The organism is Falsiroseomonas sp. CW058, assembly GCF_050563535.1.
Classification (GTDB): Bacteria; Pseudomonadota; Alphaproteobacteria; order Acetobacterales; family Acetobacteraceae; genus Falsiroseomonas.
This window is the reverse complement of record NZ_JBNXUO010000009.1, coordinates 14,724-28,999: the sequence shown is the minus strand read 5'-3', so window position 1 is coordinate 28,999 and position 14,276 is coordinate 14,724. Positions and strand designations below refer to the sequence as shown.

The window sequence follows — 14,276 nt, the reverse complement described above, 5'->3', positions numbered from 1 at the left end:
GATGACCGGCCTATGCCTTTTCGCGCCCTCAGACTTGGCTCATGAAGTGCTGACGCACTTCATGCTTCAGACGCCAGCGCGCCTCCGGCGCTCGGCTTCGCCGCACCTGCGGCGGCGCCCATTCGGGCGCTCGGCCGGCTGCACCGGCCGCATGGATCGGCCATTGCCGCCGGCCGGCATGATCCGTGGCACCGCGGTCACCCTCCCCGCCTCGCCCTTCCCGCCGCGCCGGGCTATCCACCCGCGGCACGAGAGACCGCCAGCGGAGTCCCGCCATGCCCGACCTGCCCGCCTGCCCCGCCCACCCGGGCGACGCACCATGACCGGGTTGCTCGAAGGGCTCCGCGTGGTCGAGGTGTCGGCCTTCGTCGCCGCGCCGATCGGGGGGATGACGCTCGCGCAGCTCGGCGCGGAGGTGGTGCGGATCGACCCGATCGGCGGCAACATCGACATCGGCCGCTGGCCGCTCGCGCCGTCCGGAACCAGCCTCTACTGGGCGGGGCTGAACAAGGGGAAGCGCAGCGTCTCCCTCGCGCTCGACAAGCCGGAGGGGCGGGAGATCGCGGCGCGCCTGATCGCCGAGGCCGGCGTGCTGCTGACCAACCTGCCGGCGGCGGAGGGCTGGATGTCCTACGCCACGCTGCGCCAGCGCCGGCGCGACCTCATCATGCTGCGGCTGACCGGGACGCATGATGGCGGCAACGCCATCGACTACACGGTGAACGCCGCGGTGGGCTTCCCGGTCGCGACGGGGGCCGATGCGGCGCCGGTGAACCATGTGCTGCCGGCCTGGGACGTGGCGGCGGGGCTCTATCTCTGCACCGGGCTGCTCGGCGCGGAGAGGCGCCGCACGCGGACAGGTGAAGGGGGGGAGGTGACGCTGGCGCTGTCCGACGTGGCCTATGCCACCGCCGCCAATCTCGGCTACCTCGCGGATGTGCAGGTGAACGGGCATGTGCGCCCGCCCCTCGGCAACTGGCTCTACGGCGCCTTCGGGCGCGACTTCGCGACCCGCGACGGGCGCCATGTCATGCTCGCCGCCATCTCCAACCGGCAATGGCGCGCCATCGGCATGGCGACGGGCCTGGCGGAGAGGCTCGCCATGGTCGGCCCGCTGATGGGCGTGGACCTGGATGACGAGGGCGGGCGGTACGAGGCGCGGGAGGCGATCGCCGCCGTGCTCGCCCCCTGGTTCGCCGCCCGCACGCTGGAGGAGGTGCGCGCCGCGCTGGACGGCAGCGGCGTGCTGTGGGGGCCGTACCAGGATTTCGGCCAGATGGCGCGGGAGGATCCGCGCTGTTCCGCCGCCAACCCGCTCTTCGCCGAGATCGAGCAGCCGGGCGTCGGGCGGCTGCTGGCGCCGCGCGCGCCGCTGATGCCGTCCCCCCCGCCGCGGCCGGCCCCGGTGCTGGGCGCGGACACGGATGCGGTGCTGGGCGGCTGGCTCGGCATGGGGGCGGACGAGATCGCGGCGCAGCGCGCCGCCGGCATTCTTCCGAAGGACCGGGAATGAGCACGCTGATCGAGGAATGCCGCGCCGTGCTGGGCGCGGCCGAGGCCCTGGTGGAGCAGGGCCGCGCCGCCGTCGCCGCGCGCGTCGCGCCGGGCGGCCGGCTGGACGGGGCGGCGCTGGAGGCTGAGCAGCTTGCCGCCCACGGCCTCGCCTGGCAGGCCACCTATGCCGCGGCCCTGCGCGAGACGCTGCGCTGGGCCGAACGACTGGAGGCGGGCGGCGCCTTCCGCGCCACCGAACAGGCCCTGCTGGCGCTGGGCTTCGCCGAATACGGCGCGCAGATCGCCGGCGGCATCCCGATGAGCCAGGTGGAGGCCGCGCGCCCCGCCGATCTCGGCATCGCGCCGGAACGGGTGGCGCCGCTCTCGGCCGCCGTCGCGACGCTCGCCGCCCGCCTGCCCGGCGCGCGCGCCGCGCTGTCGGCGGCGCTGGCGGCCGGCGACTTCGGAGATGTCGCGGTCGAGGACGAGGCGATGGCGGCGCTGCGCGAGCAGTTCGCCCGCTTCACCGCAGCCGAGGTCGCGCCCCATGCGCAGGACTGGCACAAGCAGAACGCGCTGATCCCGCTGCCGCTGATCCGAAGGCTCGGCGATCTCGGCGTCTTCGGCGTGACGATCGCGGAGGAACATGGCGGGCTCGGGCTCGGCAAGGTCGCGATGTGCCTGGTGAGCGAGATGCTGAGTGAGGGCTATGTCGGCGTCGGCTCTCTCGGCACCCGCAGCGAGATCGCGGGGGAGCTGATCGGGCTGAATGGCACGCCGGCGCAGAAGGCGCGCTGGCTGCCCGGCATCGCTGCGGGCGAGATCCTGCCGACGGCGGTGTTCACCGAGCCGAACACGGGCAGCGACCTGGCCAACCTGCGCACCCGCGCGGTGCGGGACGGCGATGTCTACCGCGTGCACGGCGCCAAGACCTGGATCACCCATGGCAGCCGCAGCGACGTGATGACGCTGCTGGTACGCACCAACCCGGACGCGCCGGGCCACCGCGGGCTGTCCATGCTGATCGCGCCGAAGCCCCGCGGCACCGAGGACGACCCCTTCCCCGCCCCCGGCATGTCGGGCACCGAGATCCATGTGCTGGGCTATCGCGGCATGCGCGAATACGAGATCGCCTTCGAGGGGTTCGAGGTGCCGGCGGAGAACCTGCTGGGCGGCGTCGAGGGCCAGGGCTTCCGCCAGCTGATGGAGACCTTCGAGAGCGCGCGCATCCAGACCGCCGCCCGCGCGCTCGGCGTCGCGCAGAACGCGCTGGCGCTCGGGCTAGGCTATGCGAAGGACCGCGTGCAGTTCGGCAAGGCGATCCTGCACTTCCCACGCGTGCAGGCGAAGCTGGCGATGATGGCGGCGGAGACGATGATGGCCCGCCAGCTCACCTACTTCGCGGCGAAGGAGAAGGATGCGGGCCGCCGCTGCGACGTGGAGGCGGGGATGGCGAAGCTGCTTGCCGCGCGCGTCGCCTTCGCCAATGCGGATGCCGCGCTGCAGATCCATGGCGGCAACGGCTATGCGGTGGAATACCCGATCAGCCGCGTCTTCTGCGACGCGCGGGTGCTGTCCATCTTCGAGGGCGCGGCGGAGATCCAGGCCCACATCATCGCGCGCGGGATGCTGGGGCGGGTGAACTGACCGCCCCGCCCCGATCGGCGCCGCGCATTCCCTACCGGAAGGGCGGCGACCACATCAGCCCGCCGTCGCGCGCCAGCCGGTTGGCGCCGCGGTCGAGCCCGATCGGCTGCATGTTGCGCTGCCAGATCTCGCCGTAGTTGCCGACGGCGCGGATCGCGTTCAGCGCCCATGCATTGTCGAGGCCCATCGCCGCCCCGAATTCGCCGGTGCGGCCCAGCAGGCGCTGCACCTCGGGGTTCTGGTCCTCCCGCGCGCGGGCTTCGGCATTGGCCTGCGTCACGCCATGCTCCTCGGCCGCGATCAGCGCGTTGAGCGTCCAGCGGGCGATGTCGAACCAGCGCGGATCGCCCTTGCGCACCAGCGGGCCGAGCGGCTCCGCGCCCACCGTCTCGGGCAGGATCACGTAGTCCTGCGCGCGCGGTCCCTGCCCGACCCGGATGGACGCCAGGCCGGAGCGGTCGGTGGTGTAGGCGTCGCAGCGGCCGGAGAAGAAGGCGCGCGTCACCTCCTGGAAGCTCTCGATCACCACGGGCGTGAAGGTGATGCGGTTGCTGCGGGCCCAGTCCGCCAGGTTCAGCTCCGTCGTCGTGCCGGGCTGGAGGCAGATGGTGGCGCCGTCCAGTTCCCTCGCGCTGGCCAGGTTCGCCTCGCGCCGGACGATGAAGCCCTGTCCGTCATGCATCGCGACCCCGACGAAGCTGAGCCCGATCGGCACGTCGCGCGCGAAGGACCAGGTGGTGTTGCGGGACAGGATGTCGACCTCGCCCGATTGCAGCGCGGTGAAGCGGGTCTGCGGCGTGGTCGGCACGAAGCGCACGCGGCCACCATCGCCGAGGACGGCTGCGGCGACCGCGCGGCAGATATCGGCGTCGAGCCCGCGCCACTCGCCCCGCGCATCCGCCTGCGACAGCCCGACGACGCCGGTCGAGACGCCGCAGGCGAGCTGGCCGCGGCCGCGCACCGCGGCCAGCGTGTCGGCCCCGCCCGGCGGCGGCGCGGGCTGCTGGGCGAAGGCGGGCGCGGCGCAGAGCGCCAGCGACAGCGTCAGGACATGGCGGATCATGCGCGGGCTCCTCGGGATGTGCAGCCGGGCGAACCCGCCGGAAGGCGGCGGGTTTCGTCAGCCGCCCAAGTGCGCCGCCAACCGCTCGAGGCTTTCCGTCCAGCCGCGGACATGCCGCGTCGCGGTGTCGGCATCGGCGAAGCGGTCATGGGTGACGGTCACCTCGGTCCCCTCCGCCACGTCCCGGAACGCGACGGTGACGCGGGACACGCGTTCGGGCGCCACGCTCCAGGCCCAGTCGAAGACCAGCCGTGCCCCCGGCTCCACCGCGAGGTAGCGGCCCGAGACCTCGTGCCGCGCCCCGCCATCCTCCCGCAGGACCACGCGGAAGCGGCCGCCAGGGCGGGGGTCCGCCTCCGCCGCCTCGGCGCGCGTGTGGTGCGGACCGAACCACACCATCATCGCCTCGGCACGGGTGAAGGCGTCCCAGACCCGCGCGGGCGCGGCGCGGATGCGCTTCACCAGCGTGATCGCGGGCTCCACCGCCGCGCTCATCCCTCGCGCTCCAGCGTCGCGGCCAGGCGGTCGAGGCTCTCGGTCCAGAATCGCTGGTGGCGGGCGAGCCAGGCCATCGCATCCTCCATCGGCGCCGGCGTCAGCCGGCAGGTCACCACGCGGCCCTGCTTGCGCCGCGCGACCAGGCCCGCGCCTTCCAGCACGTCGAGGTGCTTCATCACGGCAGGCAGCGAGATCGGCAGCGGCCGGGCAAGCTCGCTGACCGACAGCGCCTCCTCCGCGTCCAGGCGCTCCACGATGGCGCGGCGGGTGGGGTCGGCGAGGGCGGCGAAGACGCGGTCCAGGCCGGGGGCCGCCGCCGCGTGATCCTTCATCATGCGGTTAAGTATAACTGCGCGGCGTGCCGGGCTTCAAGGCGTGGCGCAGGCCGCGCTGGCCCGCGGTAGCGAAGACTGGTATTGGGTTGAAATTCATACCGCCCGGGACGAGGGTGAACGCGCCTCCCATGACGACCCCGACCTCCGCCCCCGCCATGGGCATCCGCGACGAAGTGGCGACCCTGAAGCGCGAGCGCACCATCACCGCCGCGGTCGAGCTGTTCTACGAACGCGGCTACGAGAACACCACGCTCGATTCGGTGGCCGAGCGCCTGGGCGTCACCAAGCCCTTCATCTACGCCCATTTCAGCTCGAAAAGCGAATTGCTGGCGGAGATCTGCTCCCGCGGGATCGCCTCGGCGATGCGGGCGATGGACGGCGTCCTCGCCCTCGACCTCCCGCCGGGCGGCAAGCTCGCGGAGCTTGGCCGGCGCTTCGTCACGGCGGTGCTGGAGAGCCAGAAGCACATCGCGATCTTCGCGCGCGAGGAGAAGAACCTGCTGCCGCAGGACTTCGAGCGCATCAGCGGGATGCGGCGCGACTTCGACCGCAAGCTCGGTGCCCTGCTGGCCGAAGGGGTGGAAAGCGGCGAGTTCCAGGTCGCCGACCCGGCGCTGGCGGCGCTGGCGATCGGCGGCATGGTGAGCTGGGCCTATGTCTGGTACCGGCCGAACGGACGCCTGGGGCTGCCGGACCTGGCCGAGGAAATGTCCCGCCTGGTGCTGGCGATGGTGCAGGCCCGCCCGGCGGCCAAGGCGCCGCCCCGCCCCGCCCCGGCCCGCAACCGCGCCGCCGCCGTCCAGCGCCCCGGCCGCCGGCGGTAGCACCCGGCCCACCCGCGGGCCGGCCAGGGCCGGGCCGCGCGCCTTCCTGCCCACCCCTCATGCCCGCATCTGCCCCCTTGCGTGCCGGCCGTTCCGCGAACATACTTGCCGGTAGGTTCAACGACGCATGAGGCTGCCGCCCGGCCGGCGGCATGGGGAAGGAACGATGCCAGCGATGCCGCCCGCCGCGCCTCCGGGATGCTGACCGGACGATGACGCCCCCCCTCGCCCGCACCCTGCACGACATGCTGGAGGAGCAGGCCGCGCTCCGCCCCGCCGCGCCCGCGGTGATCTGCGCGGGGCGGGTGCTGAGCTTCGCCGCGCTTGCCGCCCGCGTCCGCGCCGTCGCCTCCGCGCTGCGTGCCCGCGGGCTGCGCCATGGCGAGCGTGTCGGCATCCTGATGAACAACCGCGCGGAGTTCCTCGAGGCCGCCCTCGGCGCCTCCGCCGCCGGCGCGGTGGTGGTGCCGTTCAGCACCTGGTCGACCCGGCAGGAACTGGACTTCCTGCTGGCCGATTCCGGCGTGCGGACCCTGTTCGCGCTGCCCGGCTTCGGGCGGGAGGACTTCGTGGCGAGCCTCGGCGCGCTGGTCCCGGAAGCGGCGGCGGGCGGCGCGTGGCGCTCCGCCCGCTTCCCCGCGCTGCGCGACCTGGTGCTGGTCGGCGCGCCGCCCCCGCCCGGCTGGCTGCGGCACGAGGCGCTTATCGACGGCGCGGCGCCGCTGCCGCCGTTGCCGCCCGGGGAAGCCGCCGGCGCGGGGGATGACGGCATCATCCTCTACACCTCGGGCTCCACCAGCCGCCCGAAGGCGGTGCGGCTGGTCCAGCACGGCATCGTGGAGAACGGCTTCAACATCGGCGAACGCCAGGGCCTCGGGCCGGGCGACCGGGTGCTGGTCGCGGTGCCGCTGTTCTGGGCCTATGGCGCGGTCAACGCCATGCCGGCCACGCTGACGCATGGCGCCACGCTGGTGCTGCAGTCCCGCTTCGAGCCGGGCGAGGCGCTCGACCTCATCGAGCGGCACCGCTGCACCTCGATCTACACCCTGCCCGCGATGACGGCGGCGCTGATCCGCCATCCGGAATTCCGCCCCGCGCGCACCGCCAGCCTGCGGAAGGGCCTGACCATCGGCGCGCCGCAGGACCTGCACCAGGCCGCAACCGTGCTGGGCGCCGCGCACATCGCCAACATCTACGGGTCGAGCGAATGCTACGGCAATTGCTGCGTCACCCCGCATGACTGGCCGCTCGACCTGCGCAGCACCTGCCAGGGCCCACCCCTTCCGGGTGTCCGGCTCCGCATCCGCGACCAGAAGGACGGCCGGCTGCTCGGCCCCGGCCGCGCCGGCCTGATCGAGGTGTCGGGCTACCTGACGCGCGGCTACGGCGGCGCGAGCGCGGGGCACAACGCGGCCGCCTTCACCGAGGATGGCTGGTTCCGCACCGGCGACATCGGCGAGATCGACGGCGAGGGCCGGCTCCGCTTCCTCGGCCGCAGCGGGGAGATGATCAAGCGGTCCGGCATCAACATCTCCCCGGCCGAGGTCGAGGACGTGCTGATGCAGCATCCCGGCGTCTCGCAGGCCGCCGTGGTCGGCGTGCCGGATGCCGAGAAGGGCGAGCTGATCGTGGCCTTCATCGTGCCCAGGCCCGATGCGCATCCCGGCGCGGAGGAACTGGCGGCGCATTGCCGCAGCCTCGCCTCGGCCTACAAGGTGCCGGACCGCATCGAGATCCGCCCCGCGCTGCCCACCACGGTGACCGGCAAGCTGCTGCGGCGCGAACTGAAGGACGAGGCGGCCGCCCTTCCCGGCGACAGGGGCTGAGCCGATGGCGCGCGAGGCCTGGGGGCGCTGGGGGGCGGAGGACGAGGCCGGCGCGCCGAACCTGGCCGGCCCGGCCGAGGTGCTGCGCGCCGCGTCGCTGGTGCGGACGGGGCGCGTGGTGCCGCTGGCACAGACGCTGCACGCCGCCATGCCGGTGCCCGGCCATCGCGCGGGGATGTCGCATTTCATGGGGCGCGACGGCGGGGACTACGCGGCCGGCGCGAAGCGCCCCGGCGGCTTCCAGTTCGCCGAGGACACGGTGGTGCTGCCGCTGCACAGCGGCACGCATGTCGATGCGCTGTGCCACGCCTGGTGCGACGACCTGATGTACAACGGCTTCCCCGGCAGCGCCGTGCGCAGCACGACGGGCGCGCAGCGGCTGGGCGTGGAGAAGCTGCCGCCGCTGGTGACGCGCGGCATCCTGCTCGACCTCGCGCAGGACGGGCCGCTGGCGGATGGCACGCCGGTGGGCCGCGCCATGCTGGAAGCCGCGGCCGCCCGCGCGGGCGTGGTGCCGGAGCCGGGCGACGCGGTGCTGCTGCGCACCGGATGGCTGGAGGCGCAGGAGGGCCGGCCGCGGCGGCTGATCTCCTTCGACGCCGAACCCGGCCTCGACGAGGAAGGCGCGGTCTGGCTGGCCGGCGCGGGGGTGGCGCTGGTGGGCGCCGACAACTACGCGATCGAGGTGCTGCCCTTCCCGCCCGGACAGGTCTTCCCGGTGCACCAGCGCCTGCTGCGCGACCACGGCATCCCGCTGCTGGAGGGGATGCAGTTGAAGCCGCTGGCGGAAGCCGGCGCGACCGCCTTCCTGTTCGTGGCGGCAGCCCTGCCCATCAAGGGCGCCACCGGCAGCCCGCTGACGCCGGTGGCCGTGCTGTGAGGGCGATGGTCGTCCGCACCCCCGGCCCCGCCGCCGCCGCGCTGCGGCCGGAGACGCTGCCGGACCCGACGCCCGGCCCCGGCCAGGTGGTCCTGCGGGTCGAGGCCTGCGGCGTCTGCTTCCACGACGTCGTCACCCGCAACGGAACGCTGAAGGCGGGAATCGAGCCTCCCTTCATCCCCGGCCACGAGATCTGCGGCGAGGTCGTGGCGCTCGGCCGCGGCGTGCGCGGCCTCGCCGCCGGGCAGCGCGTGGCCACCAGCCAGCGCGCCCATGTCTGCGGCGCCTGCCGCCACTGCACGGGCGGGCGGGAGCCGCTCTGCGCCGAGGCGGTCTTCCTCGGCGATGCCGGGCTGAACGGCGGCTATGCGGAATTCGTCGCACTCGACGCCGGGATGGTCGTGCCCGTGCCGGACGGCGTGGCGCCCGAGGCCGCGGCGGTCGCCGCCTGCGCGATCGGCACGATGTTCCATGCGGTGGCGGAGATCGGCCGCGTGCGGCCCGGCGAGACGGTGCTGGTCACCGGTGCGGGCGGCGGGCTCGGCCTGCACGGCGTGCAGCTTGCGCGGCTGGCCGGCGCGCGGGTGCTGGCGCAGACCACCTCGCCCGCCAAGGTCGCGGCGCTGCGCGAGGCGGGCGCGGACGAGGTGGTGCTGCATCCGCGGGGCGAGGACTTCTCCGCCGCGGTGCGGGAGATGACGGCGGGGGAAGGCGCGGATGTCGTGATCGACAATGTGGGCACGCCCCTGTTCCAGCCGACGCGGCGCAGCGTGGCCAAGGCTGGGCGGTGGGTGCTGGTCGGGCAGCTGACCGGCGACTTCGTCCCTTTCAACCCGGCGCAGCTCTTCCTCCGCGGCATCTCGCTGCTGAGCGCGACGAGCACGACCCGCGCGGAACTGCGGACGGTGCTGGCGCTGCTGGCGCGCGGCGCGGTGCGCGCGGCGCTGGACCGCACCCTGCCGCTGGAACGCGCGGCCGAGGCGCATGACGCGGTGGAGGCCGGCCGCGCCGCAGGCCGCATCGTGCTGAGGCCCGCCGCATGAACGCCGCCGTCCTCGTCGAACAGGCCTTGCAGGCGCTGGCCGCGGGCCTGCTGGTGGGCTGCGTCTACGGGCTGCTCTGCGTCGGGCTCGCCTTCATCTTCGGCATCATGCGCGTCATCAACTTCGCGCAGGGTGACTTCATGATGGTGGGGATGTACCTCGCCTTCTGGCTGGCCACGCATGTCCTGGGCAACGGGATGTTCGGCGCGGCGACCCCCTTCGTCGCGGCGGCGCTGACCGTGCCGGTGCTGTTCGCGGCCGGCGCGGCGCTGCACCGGCTGCTGATCGCGCGCACCACCGGGCTGCGCGCGGCGGGGCTCTCGGCCGAGGGGCACCAGGCGCAGCTCATCCTCACGCTCGGCATGGCGCTGGTGCTGCAGAATGGCGGGCTGCTGCTGCTCGGCTCCTCGCCCTACTCGATCGTCACGCCGCTCTCCTCCTCGGCGTGGGAACTGCCGCTGCTCTACGACGACTTCAGCGCGGTCTTCGTCAACCACGCGCGCGCCATCGCGGCCGTGCTGTCGCTGGCGGTCGCCTTCGGCCTGTTCCGGCTGGTGGGGTCCACCCGGCTCGGGAAGTCCCTGCGCGCGGCGGCGGACAACCCGGAAGCCGCGACCTACATGGGCATCGACGTGGACCGTGCGCACCGCATCGCCTTCGCGATCGGCACGGCGGTGGCGGGGCTCGCGGGGGGGTTCATCGTCACCTACTACCCGGTGCAGCCCTTCGTCGGCGTCGACTTCATCATCATCATGTATGCCGGCGTGGTGCTGGGGGGCATGGGCAGCATCACCGGCGCCTTCTGGGGCGGCATGGTGATCGGCCTGGTGCAGCAGCTTTCCACCCTCGTGCTGCCCTTGCAGCTGCAGAACGCCGCGATCTTCGCCGCCTTCGTGCTGATCCTGCTGTTCCGCCCGCAGGGGCTGTTCGGCCGCAACGTGGAGCGCGCCTGAGATGGCGCGCCTGCTGCCCCCGCGCACCCTGGCGCTGATCCTGGCCGTCTGCGCGGCGTGGTTCGCGCTCGGCTTCGTCGTGCCCAACCGCTACTACCAGCTGCTGCTGGTGCTGGTGCCGATCTGGGCGGCCTTCGGCGTGTCCTGGAACCTGTTCAGCGGCTACAGCGGCCTCGTCTCCTTCGGGCATGCCGCCTTCTTCGGGCTCGGCGCCTACACGGTCACGCTGCTGCTGGTGCGCTTCGACCTGACGCCCTGGATCGGCATCCCGGTCGCGGCACTGCTCGGCGCGCTCGCGGGGGTCGCGATCGGGCTGCCGACCTTCCGGCTGCGCGGCATCTACTTCGCCCTTGCGATGCTCGCCTATCCGCTGGTGCTGACCTACCTGTTCGACTGGATGGGCCTGCAGGAGGTGTCGATCCCGCTGAAGCGCGAGGATGCGGCCTGGTTCATGCAGTTCCAGGACCCGCGCGCCTACCTCGCCATCGCACTCGGCCTGCTCGCCGTCTCGCTCGCGGTCTGCTCGGCGGTGGAACGCTCGCGCTTCGGGCTCTCGCTGCTGGCGATCAAGCAGAACGAGCTGGCAGCGGAAGCGGCGGGGGTCGACACGCGCGCCTGGAAGCTGCGCGCCATCGCGCTCAGCGGCGCCATCGCGGGCGCGGCGGGCGGGCTCTACGCGATGGTGCTGCTGGTGGTCACGCCGGCCTCCGTCTTCGGCATGGTCGTCTCGGCCGAGGCGGTGATCGTCGCGATGTTCGGCGGCGCGGGCGTGCTCTGGGGGCCGGTGATCGGCGCCGCCATCCTCGTGCCGCTGGCCGAGACGCTGCGCGCCGAGTTCGGGCAGTTCCTGCCGGGCATCCACGGCGTGCTCTACGGCGTCGCGATCATGGTGGTGATCCTGACCGCGCCCGAGGGGCTGTACTGGAAGCTGCGGGACCTGCGCGCGGCGCGCGGCCGCGGGGCGGCCGCCCCGGCCGCGGCGCCGGCCCCCGCCGCGCCGGCGCCCGCCCCGGCGGCGCGCGCCATCGGCGGGACGCTGCTGGAGGTCACCGGTCTTTCGAAGAACTTCGGCGGCGTGGCGGCGGTGCAGGACGTGTCCTTCGCCGTCGCGGAGGGCGAGATCCTCGGCATCATCGGCCCGAACGGCGCGGGCAAGACCACGCTGTTCAACATGCTGAACGGCATCGTGCCGCCGAGCGCGGGGGAACTGCTCTTCGCCGGCCGCAGCCTGGCCGGCCTCCGCCCGAACCAGGTCTGCCGGCTCGGCATCGGCCGCACCTTCCAGGTCGCCCGCGCCTTCGCCCGCATGACCATCCTGGAGAACGTGCTGGTCGGCGCCTTCGTCGCCCATGCGGACCACGCCGCGGCACGCGCGGCGGCGCTGCGGGCGCTGGCCCTGGCCGGACTGTCCGGCAAGGCGGACGCCGTCGCCGGCGACCTGACCACCCGCGACCTGCGGCTGATGGAGCTTGCCCGCGCGCTGGCCGGCGGCCCGCGGCTCGTGCTGCTGGACGAGCCGCTGGCCGGCCTCGGCGCCGCGGAGACGGAGGAGCTGATCGCGGTGGTGCGCCGCCTGCCCGCGGCCGGCGTCACGGTGGTGATCATCGAGCACACGATGCAGGCGATGGTCGGCCTGGTGGACCGCTTCGTCGTGCTCGACCAGGGCCGCAAGCTGGCGGAGGGCGCGCCGGGCGAGGTGACGCGCCGGCGCGACGTGATCGAGGCCTATCTCGGCCGCAAATGGGCGGATGCGCATGCTGTCGGTTGAGGGCCTCTCCGTCGCCTATGGCGGCCTCGCGGCGCTGCGCGAGGTCACGCTCCGCGTGGGACAGGGCGAGTTCATCGCCGTGGTCGGGCCGAACGGCGCGGGCAAGACGACGCTGTTCAAGGCCATCTCCGGCACCGTTCCCGCGCGTGCGGGCCGGGTGGAGTTCGAGGGGCAGGACCTGCTCGGCCTGCCCGCGGCGCGGCGCGCCCATCTCGGCATCGCGCATGTGCCGGAGGGGCGGCGCGTCTTCGCCTCCCTCACCGTGCTCGAGAACCTCGAGATGGGGGCCTGGCCCGAGGCCGGGCGGCGCGTCCTCGCGCAGTCGCTCGAGCGGATCTACGCGCTGTTCCCGATCCTGGCGGAGCGCCGCGGGCAGCATGCCGGCACGCTGTCCGGCGGGCAGCAGCAGATGCTGGCGATCGGCCGCGCGCTGGCCTCCCGCCCGCGGCTGCTGATGCTGGACGAGCCGTCGATGGGCCTCTCGCCCGTCATGGCGGACGCCATCTTCGACGCGGTGCGGGAACTGCACCGCACCGACGGCATGACCATCCTTCTCGTCGAGCAGCGGGTCGCGGAGGCGCTCGACGCCTGCGACCGCGGCTACGTGCTGGAGACCGGGCGCATCGTGCTCGACGGCCCGGTGAGCGAACTGTCCGCGGAACGCCTGCGGCAAGCCTATCTCGGCATGTGAACCGGAACAGGAGGAACCCAAGGATGACGATCTCCCGCCGCCAACTCGGCCTGCTCGGCGCCGCCGGCGCCACGCTCGCCGCCCCCGCGCTGCGCGCGCAGCCGCGCGAGGTGGTCTTCGCCATGGCCTCGCCGCTCAGCGGCCCCTGGGCGCGGCTCGGCGAATTGTCCGTGCTCGGCGCCCGCTTCGCGGTGGAGGAGATCAACGCCGCGGGCGGCATCCGCGCGCTGGGCGGCGCGCAGGTGCGGCTCGCCACGGTGGATGTCGGCGACAGCCCGGAGAAGGCGAAGACCGCGGCCGAGCGCCTGCTGGCGCAGGAGCCGCAGCTGGTGGGCGGCGCGGGCGCCTATGTCTCCTCCTTCACCCTGGCGGTGACCGAGGTGACGGAGCGCGCGGGCGTGCCCTGGCTGACGCTCTCCTACTCCGACGCGATCACCAACCGCGGCTTCCGCCACGTCTACCAGACCTCTCCCACCGCGGACGACCAGGCGGCGAATGCGCTGCCGACGATCATGGAGCTCGCGCGCACGGCCACCGGCCGCGCGCCGCAGACCATGGGCATCGTGATGGACAACACCGCTTCCCCCGTCTCCTTCACGCGCGGGCTGCGCGCGGGGGGCGCGGAGCGGCTCGGCGTGCGGATCGTGGTGGACGAGACCTTCACGCCGCCGCTGTCTGATGCCGGCCCGGTGATGCAGCGCGTGCGCGCGGCGCGGCCGGACGTGCTGCTGCTGCTGCCCACCGCCATCCCCGACATCAAGCTGACGCTCGAGAAGCTGAACGAGATCGGGCTCGGCCGCGGGCGGCTGCCGATCATCAACAACGGCGGCCCGATGGGCTCGCCCGACCTGCTGCGCCTGCTCGGCAAGGACCTGCTGGAGGGCGCGATGTTCATCACCGCCACCTGGGGCCTGAAGGGGCAGGAGGCGATGATCGCCCGCTTCCGCGAAAGGACCGGCGAGCCCTGGATCACCCAGGACAGCCTGTCGAACTACGGCCACATGATGATCCTGCGCGAGGCGGTGGAGCGTGCCGGCACGACGGACCGCGCGCGGGTGAACGAGGCGATCAAGGCGCTCGACCTCACCAGCGGGCCGGCGGCGGCCGCCTATCCCGGCCAGCGGGTGCGCTTCGACGAACGCGGGCGGCGGATCGGCGCGCCGCTGGTCATCGCGCAGTGGCAGAACGGCGTCCCCGTCTCGATCTTCCCGCGCGAGACGGCGCTGGCCGAGCCCATCTGGCCGCGGCGCTGAG

Annotated in this window: 13 protein-coding genes; 10 read left to right on the top strand and 3 right to left on the bottom strand. The window is 73.6% G+C overall.

The features are described 5' to 3' along the window. Positions 1 to 319 precede the first annotated feature (319 nt). Together ACK8OX_RS09485 and ACK8OX_RS09480 are read left to right on the top strand one after the other, a co-directional pair. Complete coding sequence (locus tag ACK8OX_RS09485; RefSeq protein ID WP_430663778.1) at positions 320 to 1,513, top strand: CoA transferase; 1,194 nt, start codon at positions 320 to 322, stop codon at positions 1,511 to 1,513. Continuing rightward, entirely contained in the window at positions 1,510 to 3,141 is a 1,632-nt protein-coding gene (locus tag ACK8OX_RS09480; protein ID WP_430663777.1) for an acyl-CoA dehydrogenase family protein, read from the top strand. The genes ACK8OX_RS09485 and ACK8OX_RS09480 overlap by 4 nt, the downstream gene beginning before the upstream one ends. Before the next feature lie 31 nt (positions 3,142 to 3,172). Here the strand turns inward: ACK8OX_RS09480 and ACK8OX_RS09475 are convergent, their stop codons facing one another. The 3 genes from ACK8OX_RS09475 to ACK8OX_RS09465 are packed head-to-tail and all read right to left on the bottom strand — an operon-like array spanning position 3,173 to position 5,037. Continuing rightward, positions 3,173 to 4,204: an amino acid ABC transporter substrate-binding protein gene (locus ACK8OX_RS09475; protein ID WP_430663776.1), complete on the bottom strand. Its 1,032-nt coding sequence runs from the start codon at positions 4,202 to 4,204 to the stop codon at positions 3,173 to 3,175. 57 nt (positions 4,205 to 4,261) lie between these two features. Continuing rightward, the gene (locus ACK8OX_RS09470) at positions 4,262 to 4,699 is read right to left on the bottom strand and encodes an SRPBCC family protein (RefSeq protein ID WP_430663775.1); all 438 of its coding nucleotides are present in this window, start codon (positions 4,697 to 4,699) and stop codon (positions 4,262 to 4,264) included. Continuing rightward, the gene (locus ACK8OX_RS09465; protein ID WP_430663774.1) at positions 4,696 to 5,037 is read right to left on the bottom strand and encodes an ArsR/SmtB family transcription factor; all 342 of its coding nucleotides are present in this window, start codon (positions 5,035 to 5,037) and stop codon (positions 4,696 to 4,698) included. Before ACK8OX_RS09465 ends, ACK8OX_RS09470 begins: the two co-directional genes overlap by 4 nt. Before the next feature lie 128 nt (positions 5,038 to 5,165). Here ACK8OX_RS09465 and ACK8OX_RS09460 point away from each other — a divergent pair, with 128 nt between their 5' ends. From ACK8OX_RS09460 to ACK8OX_RS09425, 8 genes are all read left to right on the top strand, one after another. Then, positions 5,166 to 5,861 (top strand): TetR/AcrR family transcriptional regulator, encoded by a 696-nt coding sequence (locus ACK8OX_RS09460; protein ID WP_430663773.1) that lies wholly within the window; start codon positions 5,166 to 5,168, stop codon positions 5,859 to 5,861. Between the two features lie 212 nt (positions 5,862 to 6,073). Next, positions 6,074 to 7,687, top strand: a complete 1,614-nt coding sequence (locus tag ACK8OX_RS09455) for a class I adenylate-forming enzyme family protein (protein WP_430663772.1) — start codon at positions 6,074 to 6,076, stop codon at positions 7,685 to 7,687. A 4-nt stretch (positions 7,688 to 7,691) separates the two neighbouring features. Continuing rightward, positions 7,692 to 8,567 (top strand): cyclase family protein, encoded by an 876-nt coding sequence (locus tag ACK8OX_RS09450; RefSeq protein WP_430663771.1) that lies wholly within the window; start codon positions 7,692 to 7,694, stop codon positions 8,565 to 8,567. 5 nt (positions 8,568 to 8,572) lie between these two features. After that, positions 8,573 to 9,610 (top strand): alcohol dehydrogenase catalytic domain-containing protein, encoded by a 1,038-nt coding sequence (locus tag ACK8OX_RS09445; RefSeq protein ID WP_430663769.1) that lies wholly within the window; start codon positions 8,573 to 8,575, stop codon positions 9,608 to 9,610. Beyond that, a complete protein-coding gene (locus tag ACK8OX_RS09440) occupies positions 9,607 to 10,563 on the top strand; it encodes a branched-chain amino acid ABC transporter permease (protein WP_430663768.1) in 957 nt (318 codons plus the stop codon). The genes ACK8OX_RS09445 and ACK8OX_RS09440 overlap by 4 nt, the downstream gene beginning before the upstream one ends. Position 10,564: 1 nt before the next feature. Beyond that, positions 10,565 to 12,331 (top strand): ABC transporter permease subunit, encoded by a 1,767-nt coding sequence (locus ACK8OX_RS09435; protein ID WP_430663767.1) that lies wholly within the window; start codon positions 10,565 to 10,567, stop codon positions 12,329 to 12,331. Then, positions 12,318 to 13,022 carry an ABC transporter ATP-binding protein gene (locus ACK8OX_RS09430; RefSeq protein ID WP_430663766.1) on the top strand — a complete coding sequence of 235 codons (705 nt, stop codon included), beginning with the start codon at positions 12,318 to 12,320 and terminating at the stop codon, positions 13,020 to 13,022. The genes ACK8OX_RS09435 and ACK8OX_RS09430 overlap by 14 nt, the downstream gene beginning before the upstream one ends. A gap of 23 nt (positions 13,023 to 13,045) precedes the next feature. Then, positions 13,046 to 14,275, top strand: a complete 1,230-nt coding sequence (locus ACK8OX_RS09425; RefSeq protein ID WP_430663765.1) for an ABC transporter substrate-binding protein — start codon at positions 13,046 to 13,048, stop codon at positions 14,273 to 14,275. Position 14,276: the final 1 nt, after the last annotated feature.

What these genes read in the sequence shown, in the direction of transcription:
- ACK8OX_RS09485 (WP_430663778.1), top strand. Translation starts at nt 320, where the DNA reads ATGACCGGGTTGCTCGAAGGGCTCCGCGTGGTCGAGGTGTCGGCCTTC.
- ACK8OX_RS09450 (WP_430663771.1), top strand. Translation starts at nt 7,692, where the DNA reads ATGGCGCGCGAGGCCTGGGGGCGCTGGGGGGCGGAGGACGAGGCCGGC.
- ACK8OX_RS09480 (WP_430663777.1), top strand. Translation starts at nt 1,510, where the DNA reads ATGAGCACGCTGATCGAGGAATGCCGCGCCGTGCTGGGCGCGGCCGAG.
- ACK8OX_RS09470 (WP_430663775.1), bottom strand. Translation starts at nt 4,699, where the DNA reads ATGAGCGCGGCGGTGGAGCCCGCGATCACGCTGGTGAAGCGCATCCGC.
- ACK8OX_RS09440 (WP_430663768.1), top strand. Translation starts at nt 9,607, where the DNA reads ATGAACGCCGCCGTCCTCGTCGAACAGGCCTTGCAGGCGCTGGCCGCG.
- ACK8OX_RS09460 (WP_430663773.1), top strand. Translation starts at nt 5,166, where the DNA reads ATGACGACCCCGACCTCCGCCCCCGCCATGGGCATCCGCGACGAAGTG.
- ACK8OX_RS09435 (WP_430663767.1), top strand. Translation starts at nt 10,565, where the DNA reads ATGGCGCGCCTGCTGCCCCCGCGCACCCTGGCGCTGATCCTGGCCGTC.
- ACK8OX_RS09475 (WP_430663776.1), bottom strand. Translation starts at nt 4,204, where the DNA reads ATGATCCGCCATGTCCTGACGCTGTCGCTGGCGCTCTGCGCCGCGCCC.
- ACK8OX_RS09430 (WP_430663766.1), top strand. Translation starts at nt 12,318, where the DNA reads ATGCTGTCGGTTGAGGGCCTCTCCGTCGCCTATGGCGGCCTCGCGGCG.
- ACK8OX_RS09455 (WP_430663772.1), top strand. Translation starts at nt 6,074, where the DNA reads ATGACGCCCCCCCTCGCCCGCACCCTGCACGACATGCTGGAGGAGCAG.
- ACK8OX_RS09465 (WP_430663774.1), bottom strand. Translation starts at nt 5,037, where the DNA reads ATGATGAAGGATCACGCGGCGGCGGCCCCCGGCCTGGACCGCGTCTTC.
- ACK8OX_RS09445 (WP_430663769.1), top strand. Translation starts at nt 8,573, where the DNA reads ATGGTCGTCCGCACCCCCGGCCCCGCCGCCGCCGCGCTGCGGCCGGAG.
- ACK8OX_RS09425 (WP_430663765.1), top strand. Translation starts at nt 13,046, where the DNA reads ATGACGATCTCCCGCCGCCAACTCGGCCTGCTCGGCGCCGCCGGCGCC.